The organism is Paenibacillus sp. FSL M7-0802 (assembly GCF_038004945.1).
Taxonomy (GTDB): domain Bacteria; phylum Bacillota; class Bacilli; order Paenibacillales; family Paenibacillaceae; genus Paenibacillus; species Paenibacillus polymyxa_B.
On sequence record NZ_JBBOSD010000001.1, the window covers coordinates 604,790 to 620,914 of the forward strand.

Annotated in this window: 9 protein-coding genes; 3 read left to right on the forward strand and 6 right to left on the reverse strand. The window is 45.2% G+C overall.

What is annotated here, in order from left to right:
• Positions 1-42 precede the first annotated feature (42 nt).
• Complete coding sequence (gene yicI, locus MHB54_RS03110; RefSeq protein WP_076156938.1) at positions 43-2,367, reverse strand: alpha-xylosidase; 2,325 nt, start codon at positions 2,365-2,367, stop codon at positions 43-45.
• Positions 2,368-2,548: 181 nt separating this feature from the next.
• Here yicI and MHB54_RS03115 point away from each other — a divergent pair, with 181 nt between their 5' ends.
• Complete coding sequence (locus tag MHB54_RS03115) at positions 2,549-3,469, forward strand: AraC family transcriptional regulator (RefSeq protein WP_028542770.1); 921 nt, start codon at positions 2,549-2,551, stop codon at positions 3,467-3,469.
• A 15-nt stretch (positions 3,470-3,484) separates the two neighbouring features.
• On the opposite strand, the gene brnQ is transcribed toward MHB54_RS03115, so the two are convergent.
• Complete coding sequence (gene brnQ / locus MHB54_RS03120; RefSeq protein ID WP_076156945.1) at positions 3,485-4,843, reverse strand: branched-chain amino acid transport system II carrier protein; 1,359 nt, start codon at positions 4,841-4,843, stop codon at positions 3,485-3,487.
• 873 nt (positions 4,844-5,716) lie between these two features.
• Here brnQ and MHB54_RS03125 point away from each other — a divergent pair.
• Entirely contained in the window at positions 5,717-6,991 is a 1,275-nt protein-coding gene (locus MHB54_RS03125; RefSeq protein ID WP_034095014.1) for an oligosaccharide MFS transporter, read from the forward strand.
• Between the two features lie 96 nt (positions 6,992-7,087).
• Here the strand turns inward: MHB54_RS03125 and MHB54_RS03130 are convergent, their stop codons facing one another.
• The gene (locus MHB54_RS03130; protein ID WP_034095013.1) at positions 7,088-8,791 is read right to left on the reverse strand and encodes a methyl-accepting chemotaxis protein; all 1,704 of its coding nucleotides are present in this window, start codon (positions 8,789-8,791) and stop codon (positions 7,088-7,090) included.
• Between the two features lie 33 nt (positions 8,792-8,824).
• Positions 8,825-10,099: an ABC transporter substrate-binding protein gene (locus tag MHB54_RS03135; RefSeq protein ID WP_023988107.1), complete on the reverse strand. Its 1,275-nt coding sequence runs from the start codon at positions 10,097-10,099 to the stop codon at positions 8,825-8,827.
• A 242-nt stretch (positions 10,100-10,341) separates the two neighbouring features.
• Between MHB54_RS03135 and MHB54_RS03140 the strand changes: the two genes are divergently transcribed.
• Entirely contained in the window at positions 10,342-11,190 is an 849-nt protein-coding gene (locus tag MHB54_RS03140) for a copper amine oxidase N-terminal domain-containing protein (protein WP_023988106.1), read from the forward strand.
• A gap of 289 nt (positions 11,191-11,479) precedes the next feature.
• Here the strand turns inward: MHB54_RS03140 and MHB54_RS03145 are convergent, their stop codons facing one another.
• Together MHB54_RS03145 and helD are read right to left on the reverse strand one after the other, a co-directional pair.
• Positions 11,480-13,321, reverse strand: coding sequence for an adenine deaminase (locus MHB54_RS03145; RefSeq protein ID WP_028542774.1), 1,842 nt, complete (start codon positions 13,319-13,321; stop codon positions 11,480-11,482).
• A gap of 153 nt (positions 13,322-13,474) precedes the next feature.
• Entirely contained in the window at positions 13,475-15,853 is a 2,379-nt protein-coding gene (helD, locus tag MHB54_RS03150) for an RNA polymerase recycling motor HelD (RefSeq protein WP_264453908.1), read from the reverse strand.
• Positions 15,854-16,125 lie beyond the last annotated feature (272 nt).

Sequence of the window (16,125 nt, forward strand, 5' to 3'; positions counted from 1 at the left end):
CGCTACATTATGACATACTTCATCCACTTTCTAGCGCCTTACCTAGCCCAAGTGAATCGTAAGCTCTTGCTGTCCGCTGGAAGCTGGTGTAATGATTACACCCTGTTCTCCCGACTGGCTGCTGCCTTCCTCCACTTGAACAGCCTCGTGGATACCGCGCAGGACTATCGACCATGGTTTAACAGCACCTTCTGCCTTCACCGTAATGACAGAATTCTTGCGGCTAGCAGTAACCGTTAGCTCTTCTTCACCTGACGTATTCACGATAATCGTTCGAGCCTGTTGCCCCTCACCAAGTTCAAACAAATGAAGCGCCACTTGATCAGCATAATCATAATCCGGACGACTGTTCTCATGACCGATTGCCAAAAGTGTGTTCGGCTTCACGAGCACAGGCAAAGTTGTAAAATCATGATGCTCGTTAACCCAACGACCACCTAACACGCTCTCATTCGTAAGTAAATTTGTCCACTTACCCTCTGGTACATAATACTGCACATTGCCTTCTTTATTAAAGATCGGGGCTACCAAAATGGAATCCCCCAGCATGTATTGCAGATCCAGCGTTGCACAGGTTGGGTCCTGCGGGAATTCCAATACCATAGCCCGCATCATCGGCAGTCCCTTTACTGAGGATTCCACAGCAGAAGGATACAGGTATGGCATTAGCGAGCATTTGAGTTTTGTAAAGCTGCGCACCACGTCGACTGATTCTTCATCAAACAGCCAAGGCACGCGATAGGATTCGTTTCCGTGCAAACGGCTATGAGAGGACAGAAGCCCGAATTGTACCCACCGTTTGTACACGTCCGGCGCAGCCGTTAACTCAAAGCCGCTAATATCATGGCTCCAGAAGCCGAAGCCGCTCAAACCAAGCGACAAACCGCCTCGCAAGGATTCCGCCATCGACTCATACGTCGACGAGCAGTCTCCGCCCCAGTGAACCGGGAACTGTTGCCCCCCGGCTGTAGCGGAACGCGCAAATAACGCGGCTTCATTTTTACCCAGCTTTTCCTCCAGCACATCAAATACAGCCTTGTTGTACAAATGCGTATAATAATTATGCATCTTCATTGGATCAGAGCCGTCATGATATACCACATGGGTAGGGATGCGCTCGCCAAAATCAGTTTTAAAGCAATCCACCCCCTGATCTACCAACACCTTGAGCTTTTCCTGGTACCAGGCGACTGCAGCCGGATTCGTGAAGTCAACCAGCCCCATCCCCGCCTGCCACATATCCCATTGCCACACGCTGCCATCGGCGGTTTTGACCAGATAACCATTCTCCATACCTTCATCGAACAAAATGGATTTTTCCGCAATATACGGATTGATCCATGCACAAATTTTGAGACCCTTTGCCTTCAATCTCTGCAGCATGCCTTCCGGGTCCGGGAACATGTCTTGATCCCACTGGAAATCGCACCATTGGTATTCCTTCATCCAGAAGCAGTCAAAATGGAATACCGAGAGTGGCAGATCCCGCTCAGCCATCCCGTCGACAAAATGGTTCACTGTCGCTTCATCATAATCTGTTGTGAACGAAGTGGTCAGCCACAAACCAAAGGTCCAGGCTGGTGGTAATGCAGGCTTACCCGTCAGCTTGGTGTAATTGTCCAGTACTTCTTTAGGGTTAGCTCCACCAATAATAAAATACTCTAACGATTCGCCGGAGACGCTAAACTGAACCTTTGATACATTTTCCGATGCAATCTCATAGGATACCTTTTCTGGATGGTTGACGAACACACCATACCCTTTATTAGATAGATAGAATGGAATGTTTTTATATGCCTGCTCACTGCTAGTCCCGCCATCTTCATTCCAGATATCAACTACCTGGCCATTTTTTACGAATGGAGTGAAACGCTCTCCAAGTCCGTATACGTACTCACCGATGCCCAGCTCCAGCTGTTCCCGGAAAAAAGGCTGATCCTGCGGGTCTGTAATATAGCCTGGTCCCCGATGTCCGCTGCCTGTGACTTTGCGATCCTCGACATAAAAGCCTACATCCCAGCTCTTCCCACGGCCGACTCGCACACTCAGATCGCCGCTTTTCAGTACCGCTACGTCCTCATCCACCGTAATGTCTACCTCTGTTGGCAAGGTGTGAATTTCAAAATTCGGTCCCTGATGCACCCGTCCCTTATGGTGGTTCAGACGCACCTGAATGACATTCGGCATAGGCGAGCTGTAGGTCGCTTTCAGCAACGCTCCGTTCAGCGTATCTCCTTTATGCTCGATCCGGTGGGTGGCTGCATATACCGTCATGGAAGCATCGTCCGTCACAATATCACGGATTTCAGCAGGATTTTGTATTTCATAGCCCTTGCGAACCATCCAATAGCCATCAGTAAATTTCATCTGTTTCTTCCTCCGCTTCAATCTTTATTTTCTTAATCCCAAATCGCTTGTTGGATTTTTTCGAAATCCTTACTATAATAATATTGATTTATGTAAGGGTTTACTTCTTTTATTTTGACGTATTGTATCAATATTTTGATGTTTTATATATAAATCAGTTTGCGGAAAAGGAGTCATAGAAATGCAAAGAGAAATGTTGCGGGAAAATCGAATTCACGGCAATCCCATGTATCCGGTCAGCGTATATCCGAGCGTAGAGCAGCTAAATGGAAATAGTGTACTGGAGTCCCATTGGCATGAGGAGATGGAGTTTATCGTAGTGGAACAGGGGAGCGCCATATTTCAGACGGATATGGTCTATACGGAGGTGAACGAAGGTGAAGCTCTTTTTGTCAACAGCGGCGAGCTTCATGCAGGTTATTTACAAAAAAGCGCTCGTTGCGTATTTTCTGCGGTGGTGTTTCACCCCGACATGCTGCACAGCCGCACGCAGGATACGGTGCAAACGCAGTTTATTGACCCATTTATCAGTAAAAAGCTTGTCCCTCCCCCTCACATTCGCGGCGTGCAGCCCTGGGAGCAAGAGGTGCTGGCTGCATTGCGACACATTATCACCAGCCATGAGCAGAATGCGCCTGCCCGTGAACTGGCGACCAAGGCGCAGCTCTATAGCATGATCGCCTGTCTGTACCCACACATGACCCCCGCTAACGGAGAGGATGTGATTATGGCAGGGCAACGCAATAAAGTTGAACGGATCAAAAAAGCGCTGGTGTATATTAACAGTCATGCTCATGAGCCTATACGTTTACGGGAGATCGCAGATGAGATTGGAATGAGTGAGGGGCATTTTTGCCGTTTTTTTAAGCAGATGGTTCAGAAAAGCCCGGTAGAATATATTAACTATCATCGGATTCAAAAGGCTTGCAGGTTGCTGGAGCAAAGTGATCGCAAAGTGGTTGATATTGCGCTGGATGTTGGTTTTGACAATCTAAGCTATTTTATTGCGACCTTTAAAAAATGGAACGGCCTGACCCCTTCGCAGTACCGTAAGCAGCACGAAGCAGATCAGGCGCTTGCTGTCCCTTATATAACAGACTAATATGCATAGGATAAATCATTTATTTTTTTTGGGCTTCATAAGTACTAAAATTATTTTTCTTCCTCTTAACTTAGTAAATATGTAGCCAGCTACGCCTCCTAAAACAGAGGGAATTAACCACCCTAACCCTACATTATATAATGGAAGAAGATGAGTGAAAAAATCATTAATTACATTAATTTTTATTCCAGCAGCATTCAAGCCATCAAATAAACTAATGATAAAGGTTAATATCAAACTGCCTTGATATACTTCTGACCTTCCTTTAAATATGGGATGTAAAAAAGTTAAAAATATTAGAGAAATAGCAATAGGATATATTGCCATTAATACTGGCGTTGAAACCTTAATGAGCTGAGTTAAACCTATGTTAGCTACAAGGGTACTAAATATAGATAACATGAGAGCAACTCTTTTATAAGAGACTTTTGGAAATAATCCATGAAAAAAGGAAGAGCAGGAAGTGATAAGCCCCACACTTGTCGTTAAACACGCTACTGTAATCATTAAGCCTAATAGAATAGAACCATAAGATCCAAAATAATAGGAGGAAACCTTAGCTAACACCTCAGCCCCATTTCCTAAAACACCCAATTTTTCAACGCTAGAAGCTCCCATGTATGAAAGAGACGTATAGATAAAAGCTAAGAGTATAACCGCAATTGCTATCGCTTTGGCACAAATGATCATCAACTCTTTTTTGGAAGTAACTCCTCTATCCTTAATTGCATTCACAATGATAATTCCAAAAATAAAGGCTACAAGAGCGTCCAATGTTAAATAACCCTCTTGAAAGCCTTTGAAAAAGACATTCGATGTATAACCCTCCGCAGGTTCTTGGAACTTTCCTATTGGGTGAATAATAGCTACAATCACAAGTAATCCAATGAATGTCAATTTAATGGGTGTTAAAAACTTTCCGATTACATCAATAATTTTTGTAGGATTAAGTGATAACAAACATGCAACTGCAAAAAAAAGGATAGTAAATACAAAAAGTGCGACAGGATGATCTGCATTGTTTGAAAAAAAAGGTTTTACTCCAATTTCAAATGACACACTACCGGTTCTAGGAATTGCATATAAAGGCCCGATGGCTAGATAAAGAATAGTTGTAAAGACAATGCCGAATACAGGATGTACACGACTCGCTAAAGTTTGCAAATTGCTTTTGCCCGAAAAAACAAAGGCTGTGACGGCTAGTAATGGTAAGCCAACTCCAGTAACCAAGAAACCTGCATTGGCTATCCATACATTCTTTCCAGCCATTTGCCCAAGCATAGGTGGAAAGATTAGATTCCCTGCACCAAAAAATAAGGCAAATAGCATTGATCCTATAATGATAATAAAGGACGAAGAAACACTTTTCGACATAATAAATCCTCCAACTACGAATTCACAACATTTTGTTTTTATTCGTTTTCTCTTTAATTTGTATAATATATGTTAATAGGGACGTAGCCCATGTTGCATCCAAAGAACGGTATCTGATTGCCTAGAGTATGTAATCTGGTGCTTTTCACAAATAATGCTCAGTTCGATCTAAATGCCATCACCAATCAGGGACAGCCATCCGCTCCCCCCTTCTGACTAGTGTAGGGTGATAACCTGTGCCTTTAGGGTGAGTGGGTTTCGTCTTAACTCGTCGTTACACAATACTCTATATACGATCACTGTTTCAAGTAACTTTGTACTTGCAAAATGAATCACTTCATCCCCTTGCTTTTACAATTATGATGCTACCCTATGTTTCTCCTCCTACTTAGTGAGCTTAATGAACTATAAGGGAATTTTACACTTAGGACTTATTTCTTACAAGACGTAGATGTAGTTACACACACCTGGTAGGTCTCGTAAAAGTTTTTAATTAGTTCAAACACCCATGTAACAGCATATTCTCATGTTACCGTCATATCGCTTACATCAAGAGCTGACTGGTTGCTTTTGGATAAAGAAAGTGAGTTAACTCTCAAGCGTTCGCTATGTTAGATTTCTTTAAAATCATACGCATTCTTCATCTCTGTTCGAAAGAGTAATACATAATCTGTTTTGTATATTTTACCATATTTAATCCATATCAGGATCGGCTGTTTTATTCGAATTATCAACTGATTGTAATAAGCACAGGAAATCTTGGGAAAATGCCCTATGGAAGCATCTGAATAATCCTTACAATTAATAGTACAGACAATGCATACTGACGTTGTATACAATTTGAGCCGCTACAATTTAAAGGGGTGCTTAAACATGATGAATTTGGCAAAACGCAACTATTGGTCTTTGAGTATTTTTAACTTCGCTTATCTGTTTACATGGTCTGCCGCCATGTCTTTTTTTGTCATTTGGCTGGGACAAAGCCTGGGAATTTCACAAACCTACACGGGATTTCTATACGCGGCTAATTCAATCGTCGCCTTGATCATGCAGCCCCTGTTCGGTTACTTATCTGACAAGCTGGGCTTGAGAAAACATCTGCTGTACATACTCTTTACAATCCTTTTGCTCGTCGGACCCTTTTTTATCTATGTGTACGGTCCATTGCTTCAAACGCAGTTCGTCATTGGTGCCATTGTTGGTGCGCTATTTATCGGCCTGGTGTTTAATGCAGGTAACGGTGTCGTCGATTCGTATATGGACAAAGTTTCGCGTAAATATGGCTTTGAATACGGACGGGTTCGTATGTGGGGTTCGCTCGGATGGGCGGCGGCTACTTTTGTTGCTGGACGGGTCATCAATATCAATGTAAATCTGACCTTCTGGATCGCCTCGGTATCTGCCATTGTTGCCATGATCTGCATCTTCCTGACCAAAGTCGAAATTTCCGGACAGGAGCAGCAGAAAACAGAATCGTTGAAGCTAATTGATGTACTGCATCTCGTACGTACCAAAAAGTTCTGGTTTCTTATGCTATTCATGGTTGGCGTGACCCAAATTTATGAGGTATATGACCAACAGTTTGCCACATACTTCGTATCGCAGTTCAGTTCCAAAGCGGAAGGAAATCAATTCCTTGGCGATTTGAGCGCTGTGCAAGTTTTCCTGGAATTTGTGTTCCTTTTCGTTACCCCTTGGTTTGTAAACAAAACGACTGCCAAATGGGCATTAATTATTGCCGGGTCGATTATGTCTTTGCGTATTATCGGCTCTTCGTTGCCATTCGGTTCCATATGGGTCGCTGCAATGAAGATGATTCACTCCCTGGAGAAACCGCTTATTCTGGTAGCCATCTTCAAATATATTACCGTTAACTTTGACCAGCGCCTGTCCTCCACCATGTACCTGCTGTATTTGTTTATGGGCTCCCTGGTGGTTTCCATTTTCTCGCCCATTGTGGGGCATATGTATGAAGTATTAAATTTCCCGATTACCTATGTAATTCTGGGTTCCATTGCAGGCCTGTTCACCATCATATCCTGCTTTACACTGACAGCAGACAAGAAGAATGGGGAACGGTATCTGGAGGAACGCCGTAAACAAGATTTGAAAAGAGCAAACAAAAAAGCTGAAGCAGTTCATTCGTAATCTAATGGTTTGAGCTTAACAGAACAGCGGCAGTCTAGGACTTGTTTTTCTCGTCCAAGGCTGCCGCTCTTAACTCCAGTTAATTTGAAGCTTATTTTAAATCTTGAATACCGACACCGTTTGATTCATCTCTTCCGCCCGCTTGGCAAGCATGTTAGCACCTGCAGACACTTCCTGCATGGAAGCGGTAGTTTCCTCGACCACGCTTGCGACTGTTTGAGTAGAATCGGCTGCACGTTCGGAGATTTCAGCAATTTTTCTCATAGATTCCACCATAGAAACGGTTCCTTCATTTACAGATCTTGCTTCTACAGCCGCAGTGTCCACCTCACCGCTCACTTCTTCAACGGCACCTACAATCTCAGAAAAGACGTTACCGACACCTTCGACAAGCATCATACCTTCATTTAGAGATTGAACACCTTCGTTCATTGAAAGCACGACTTCGTTTGTTCTTAAGGTAATTTCGTTGACCAGAGAAGAGATCTTGCCTGTTGCTTCACTTGCTTGTGCCGACAAATTGCGTACTTCAAAAGCAACAACCGCAAACCCTTTTCCCTGCTCTCCCGCTCTTGCAGCTTCTATACTCGCATTTAGTGAAAGCAAGTTGGTTCGGGCTGCTATATCACTGATCATAGCTGTGATCTGTTTAATCTCCGCCGACTTTTCGCCTAGAATATTTACCACTTCAGCGGATTGAGTTACCTTGGTATGCACATCTCTTATTTGGGAGACAGTCGAAGACATTCGGGTTTTCCCGTTGTTTGCTTTTTCTTGTGCTTGGGTTGTGAGATTAGCCACATGAACAAAGCGATTGGTTATGTTGTCTACACTTTTAGAAACGTCTACCGTGTAATTCAGCGTTTCAGCTATATCTGCAAGCTGTGTCTGAGATCCCTCTGCGACTTGAGTGGCACTTATAGCTATCTGCTCGGTAGCGATGCTTGTCTGTTCCGCACTGGCCGTTAACTGTTCAGCCGTAGAGGCAACCAGTAAGGAATTATCCACAACTTCCTTTAAAAGGTTGCGCAGTGAATCGCACATTTCATTAAAATCGGATGCCAGTTCCCCGACCTCATCTTTTGATCGGATACTAAGGGGTTCCACTTGCAGGTTCCCCCTCGTTACCAGCTTTATCTGTTCCGCTATCTTTAATATGGGCTTAGTGAACGATTGAGCCAGTAAAAAAGAACCAATGATTCCAAGTATCGTACATATGATCGTCAGAGAAATCATTAAAATTCTACCTGAATGGTAAGATTGACTCGATTGATTAGCGGCATCAGTAGCGTACTGCTCATTAAGTAGCTTCAGTTTATTTACATCGTCTAATGCTGCCTTATAAATAGAAGAATTTCCATGAATGATCATGTAGGCCATCACTTTGTCGTTTTCTTCCATGGCAGCGGAAACCACTTTGAGATGGCGAAGATACATTGCCCACTGACCATAAAAGTTGGTGAACAGTTCTTTTTCCTCTGCCGTAGAGGCTAAACTTTGATATTCATTTACACTCTTATCCATTGAAGCAGTAGCTTTGGTTAGTTCTTCTTGATAAGTGCTGCGAACAGCCGCATCCTCTTCAAGTATCAATCGAACGGTGAGTCTATCGATTTCTGTAATCTGCTTATCCATACCCTGAAGAAGAATAACCGCGGGTAAAGACCTGTTATTTACCTTGTCAGAAGCCTCTCCCATTTCCGACATCTTAATGACGCCTATAACACTTGAAAGGGAAAGTACGATAACCAGTATGAGCGCTGCACTAATTATTTTTTTCTTTAACGTTAATTTAAACATCTTTATCTTCCTCCCGTGACTGGTCTCGTGTCATCACTGCTGAGCTTTCCAATATATGCGTATTTGGCGCAACAGCTCAGCCTTATCTATCTTTCCACTGATGTAGCTTTGGATAGATGCTCCTGTGATGGCCCCATGATCAGGTGGAAGGGTTGACATAAACGGCAGCGTCTTTCCGCTCGAGATATACGACTTGATTGATCTTCCCAAAGGATCGGCAGGCTCTAAATCAATATTTTTGAACGCGGGTACCGTATTAGCCTTGTTTACAAGAAAATCTTGTCCGGACTTGTCGTATACCAGCCAGTTCAGAAACTTCTTTGCTTCCTCTTGCTCCTGAGGTGTGGTAGCTGTGGAGTCAATGAAAATATACTTTGTTACACCGACTGTAATCTTAGCATTGTTAGGGTCATCCGTATTATCGCTTAACGGAAGGGGCAAAAAACCGTATTCCTCATTTGCTGTATCATTGCTCTTAATCCCCGCCCAAGCCCAGTTGCCCATAAACCAAAGCCCCACTTTTCCCTCTCCTAATGCTTTAGCTCCATCGTCATACGTGCTGTCCAAAGGCGAATGCTTATTGATGCTGTTATCCTTGAGTAGGTCTAAAGTTTGTACCCATCCAGACATCACACTGTTTTGGGACATGTCTATGGAGTTATCCTGCATACCTTTAACAAACTCCGGAAAACCCCCAGGCTGAACAGAATAAGATAAAGCTAAAAGATGAGAGCCGAGAGACCAGTCCATTGGTGAAAGCATGACCGGTGCTACTCCCGTCTTCTGAATCTTAGCCATTAATGAGTTCAGGTTGCTTCTACTTTTTACCGAGGAAGCATCAAAAGCCCCACCTGTTGCTTTGTCCAGCACTTTCTTATTGTAAATTAATCCGTAGCCTTCCACTGCAAATGGAAACCCCAGCACAGCATCACTTTTCTTAACGGCGTCAAGTCCATTTTCTATCGTATCAGCTACCCACTTTTCTTTGCTTAAATCAACGGCTTTATCCAGAAATTGCTGAGCATCCCCAGGATCCAGCATCGACATGGTAGCGGGACTTCCTGAGCCGTACATCGACATCAGCTTTTGATATGCAGACGTCCCCTCAGGAGCGGTAATAATCTCCAAAGATACTTCAGAGTGCTCTTGATTGTATTGTTTTGCTACTTCTTCTAACTGAGTTTTTATTTCACTTTTGGAATTCAAAAGTGTAATCTTGGTCGTCTGCTGTGATACTGGTGAGGCTGAGCAACCTATAAACATCATTAAACATGCTAGAGAAATCGCAACTTTTAGCTGTATTCTCATTAACTTTCCCCCTAAGGATTTACTTTGATAAATTTTATGAATAATATTCAATGTTATCGACATAATTCCCCAGGAAGATTAGAAGTTTAAAGTTGGTAAATGTCGGAAGTTAATTAAATAGTACAAACTGGTTGTTACGTTAAGTTAACAGACAGGACAGCGCAACGATCTTTATCCAGTTGCGTCTTAATATGGGGTAAAATTGCTCGCAACAAATTAAACCAAGAAAGGAGCAATCATTTATGAAAAAAGCTTTCTTTGGGGCTTTTCTTACAATTTTTTTATTTATTTCATCGTCCACTACTTATGCAGCAGAAAATCAAATCAAAGTTGACGGTGTGACTACTACATCCGATGTGAAGCCCGAAATGAAGAACAAACGCACAATGGTACCTCTACGTGTTATTAGTGAAAGTTTGGGGGCTAGCGTCGAGTGGTCCAATTCCGAGGTTATTCTCGCTAAAAGCGATATGAAAGTGAAATTAGCAATAAATAGAAACACCGCGAAAAAAAACGGAGAAAAGATACTGCTTGATGTAAAACCATACACGAAAAATAATCGCATATATGTTCCACTTCGTTTTATTGCAGAGACGTTTGGCTGTAATGTCAATTACAACAACTTTGCAGTGACTGTTGATACTAAACCATTGTTCATAGACGGTGTACAAGTAAAAGCATTGCAATATGAATACCATATGTTTATGGGCGGCGTAGTTCAGCAAATTAATGTAAATGCATTTAATGAAACCATTTATAATATTTTCGCAAAAAACATAGGTGAAAAGGTTGAAGCACCTGCAAACTACTCTTGGAGCTTCACTATTGACACATTTGGGTCTTATTATAAAAATGCACAATATGATTTCTTAGACCAAAAAGGGAAAAGCTTAGTTCGTTTTGATATTTATTCTTTAATTAGTCCTGTTCCATCTGAACTTTCAACAGAATATCCAGAGATTTTAGTTCATGACGTATCGAAAGATGAGTGGTATTTGTTTAACGATACCGCAAGAAAATCCATTAATCAGTTAATGTTTACCGCTGGGAAAAACGGTTTTCTGAAGATTATAAGTAACACAACTGTATAATGTGATTTTTTCTAATTACACTTTTTTCGTCTCCAAAAGATAAAAGGCAAATTCCCTGCTGAATATGCTTCACATGGGTTTGCTCTACAAACCTGTTCCAATCCTGCTCTATAATCGAGGCTTGATGAGCCATCTTTTCTAATGAACGATAACAGGGATGCATCTGCTCACCACTCCTTGACTTTTATAAAGGAATCGAAGATAACTTTTTTGGCTTCGTATATGAAAAACAGGGGTTATCCCTCAGGTCTGGGCAGACCTGCAGGACAACCCCCAGCGACGTGTTCTATCAGACTTCCGCAGCATCCTCTTCCACGAAAAGAGATACCTTGCGGATGCCATCCGCTCCGATCACGACAAGCCCCTGATCCGACAGACGGATTTCAGGGATAACGACCAGTGCGAGCAGTGACAGTGTCATCAGCGCGTTGTTCAGCATGCAGCCGGATTGCTGAAGCGCCCGGCTGATACTTTCGGACTGCGCAGCCACCTCTGCAAACGGAGCTGGGGACATCAGCCCGGCGATAGGCAGCGGGAAGCGCGTCTCACCCGAGGCGGATACGACGACCACGCCACCACGCAGGGCAACAGCCTGCTTCGCCGCCTGGGTCATGAGCTCGTCATCATTACCAATGACGAGCAGGTTGTGGCTATCATGCGCGACGGTCATGGCAATCGCAGCCGGCTCGGTGAAGCCTACACCTGTTACAAGTGCAACCGCGTGACTGCCACTGGCATGATGGCGCTCGAAAACGGCTATTTTGCACAAATCCTGTGCAGAATCTGCCGTGACTTCTCCATTACGGACCGGAACGGTCATCCGCACTTCCTTCGTGTCCACGTGATTTTCCGTAACACGAATCACTCGTACAGGTACATCCCCCTCCTGTACTGGAGCCGCAATGCGGAAATCTGCAGCACTCAGCTCTCGCCCCAGATGGACGGTGTCCATCACTTCCGCAGGATAATCGAAGCCGTCCCAATCGGCGACCATTTGACCGTGCTCGGCCACCAGCTGGCCCGCTGCGATGGTAGCCGTCACATTCACTTCGGCCAATCGGCCATCAAGCAAAATAATGTCGGCAATCGCACCCGGAATGATCGCTCCGATATCCCGTGCCACGCCGAAGCGCTCTGCCGTATTCAGCGTGGCCATCTGAAACGCGGTTACGGGCTTGACGCCCTGTGCAATGGCATGACGCACGACGAAATCCATCTGTCCTTCATGGAGCAAGGATTCTGCGCTGCGGTCATCCGTTACCAGCATCATGCGGCGCGTGTCGAGACCCATTTCCGTGCTGGCTCGGATCGTCTCGGCCACATCATGCCATGCGGAGCCTTGCCGCATCTTGGCATACATGCCGAGTCGGATACGCTCGGCTACATCCTCGGGCGTGACACACTCGTGGTCGCCCGTAATTCCCGCGGCTGCATAGACCGGCAGACGCCAATCATCGGAGGCCCATGTAAAATGGCCATCCGCCACCTTGCCCGCGCGCAGCGTGGCCTGAATTTCCCCGATCATCACATCGTCTCCATAGACGACACCAGGGAAATTCATGACTTCGCCCAGCCCGATCATATCCGGGCCCCAGCTTAACGCCTCTGCGACTTCCGCCGGGCCGAAGGAGGCACCCGTCGTTTCCAGTTCCGGACCTGTGGACGGCACGCAAGAAGCCACCTGCATGTAAGCAGCCAGCGGTGTCGTACGTGCTTCGTCCAGCATCAGACGAAGCCCTTTTAGACCCAGTACATTGGAAATTTCATGCGGGTCAAAAAAACCACCCGTCACTCCCAGCGGCAGTACAGCCTTAGCGAACTCAGTTACGGTCAGCTGTGTGCTTTCGATGTGACAATGTCCGTCCAGTAACCCCGGTGCCATATAGCGGCCTTCGGCTTCAATGATTATGGTGTCTTCTCCAATCGTATGACTGACGTCCCTACCGACGTAAGCGATACGAGAACCTTGCACAGCAATAGACATGCCTGGCAGCAATTCGCCCGATACCACATTGACCAGCGTTCCTCCGCGGATCACCAGCGATGCCTTGCGCTCCCCTCTAGCTGTAGCCACCAGCTCGGGTACACAGTCCGCCAGCGGCGGGCGTTGAAATACACTCTTCATGTCCATTACGTTTGTAACCTCCGTTTATGCTTCTTACCTGTTTTTCTTATTTGCTTATGCTACTGGAATACGCTCCATAATGCCAGCCAACTCTACATCTATTCAAGCATCGCATGGGTTTCTAAGGTATTTGCCCCCAGCTGATTGCCAATGTCCTCTCTATAGAACACGATCACTTTCTTCCACTTTGCGAGTATACGTATCCGAATCCCGTAAACTCACGAATGGCGTAATCTCCCCTATGCTATAAATATGCAGCAGATGCATCGCTCGCGTACAGGCGGTGTAGAATAACTTACGCTCACTCTCACGCTGGTATTGTTTCGCTGATCCGTCATAAATCAGGACCGCATCGAATTCCACGCCTTTTGCCAGGTAGGCCGGAATGATATGAATCCCCTTTTCAAAAGCGGGAGTTGTTTTCTTAATTAATTTTGGCTTCACTGACAGCTTTCCTTCCAGCGCTTCGTAGGCTGCCGCGCTTTCGTCAGCATTTTTACAAATCACCGCAATGGATTCATACCCTTCAGCCAACAATTCTGTGACATTCCCAGCTATCTGTTGATGCAACTTTTCACGCGAATGCACCTCGGTTACAAGAGGCTTCTCACCCTTACGATTAAACGGCACAATGTGCTCTCCCCCAGCGACCATTTCCCGGGTAAATTCCACAATCTCCTGTGTTGAGCGATAGCTTCGTGTCAGGGAAATCATTTCGGTCTGATCTGCACCATACAAGTCATACAATGGCTCTGCATCCTGAAGCACCGAGGCATGGGCATAGATAGCCTGATTAAAATCACCCAGTGCCGTCATTTTAGCCTGTGGAAATAAGCGCTTGAAGAAAGCCAGTTGGAATGGGGAATAGTCCTGTGCCTCATCAATAAACACGTGACGGATGTTGCTATTAGAACGGAAACCCAGCATCAACTCACGCAAATATAAAAAGGGTGTCACATCCTCATACGCTAACTCCCCAGCCTGAATTCGTTCCAGGGTTTGTCGACTAATTTCACCCCAGCTGACGGGCAGCTCTGCATGATTCGCCAGTTGGCTCAGCAGCGTCTCGTTCATAAACAGCTCGCTGTAGAGCCGGGTCGTATCTACGAAGCGAAGCGCCTTAATCCATTTGCGCAGGGGCTTTAAGCGGTCACTGACCACCATACGCGCCAATATTTCTCTTTCACGCGTAAAATCGTCGAAGGTATCGCCCTTATTCTTGGATTTACGGCGCATGCGGTTATAGGCACGCTGATAATCCTCCGGCTCCATCAGATCCATCTGTTGATCCACCCATGGGGCGGAGCATTCTTCCTTACCAAAGCGGGCCAGCTCTTTGAGCATCCAATCCCGCAGCAGTTCCAATCGGTTCGCCAGCCGCACCGTAGAGTCGAATTCATAAAACTTGCGTGCCATTTGCTCTACTGAAACCACCTCACGTCCCTGAAAGCGGATGGGTTTAAAACGCATTCCCTCCTTTTCCAAATACGTCTTGTAGCCTGTAATCACATGTAAGAATGTCTTGGACGACTTAAAGCGGATACCCTCCATCCTAGCTTCATACCCAGGCTGTAACGACGCTGAAAGCACATATTCCAGCTGTTCAAATGGATCTTCTAACTGAAACTCCCGGCCCAAACGCCGCTCCAAATATTCCTGAAACGTGGCCTGAAGCATATTTTCCTCACCCAATTCAGGCAATACTGTCGATACGTAACTGTTGAACATCGGGTTAGGCGAAAATAACACGACCTGATCCGCTCGTAAGCGATCCCGGTACTTATACAGTAAATACGCTACTCTCTGAAGCGCAGCAGAGGTTTTGCCACTTCCCGCCGCCCCCTGAACAATGAGCATCCGACTTCGATCATCACGGATGATGCGATTCTGCTCCTTTTGGATGGTAGCGACAATACTTTTCATTTGAGCATCCGAGCTGCGGCTCAATACTGCTTGAAGAAGTTCGTCTCCAATCGTCACCCCTGTATCGAACATAAAACGGATCTGTCCATCACGGATCGAGAATTGGCGCTTAAGCGTGAGTTCCCCTTCCATCTCCCCTGCCGGGGTCTTATATGAAGCGGGCCCCGGCATGTTATCGTAATAAAGATTGGAAATAGGCGCGCGCCAGTCGTATATCAGAAACTCCTCATCTTGATTATCCAGCAGGGAGGCAATCCCCAGATAAACACGTTCCGCAGTCTGCCCTTCCTCAGCAAAATCAATGCGTGCAAAATACGGTGAATCAAGTAACTTTTTCAAACGACCTAACGCCTCTGTAGAATGCTTGTGTCTTCGTTCCCGCTCAGACAAAATCTCAGACTGCTGACGCAAACTGGTGGACGTCTCGCCCACATCATCCGCCTCACTGAAATTGATCGTTACCTCATCCCAGAAGTCTTTACGCATATCGACGACATCTCCGCGCACAGAACCAACCTCTGTCTCTAGCTTCCGAATACGCCCGCTAATTACTGCGGTCACATCTTCTACTCTTCGTTGTTCTTCATTCCATTGCTGTTCAGTAGTCACTGACATCGCTCCTGTTCCGTTTCCTCCTGCTCCACGCAGGGCTCCCTTGCGTACAAACTATGCTCTATTATGGACCCGGGCATACTCGCGGCATCCCCCTGATCCGGGAAAATTGACTAATCCTTTGAAGCATGCTATAATATAACAAGAAGTGTAATTCACAACTTATGCATATGGTTTTACCATAAAACAGAGCATCCTCTATTGTAGCAAGTTCGGTCCCTGTTCGCAACCAGTGGGCTTTTTTTGTGCGTTCTGGCAACCTTCTATTAACCTGT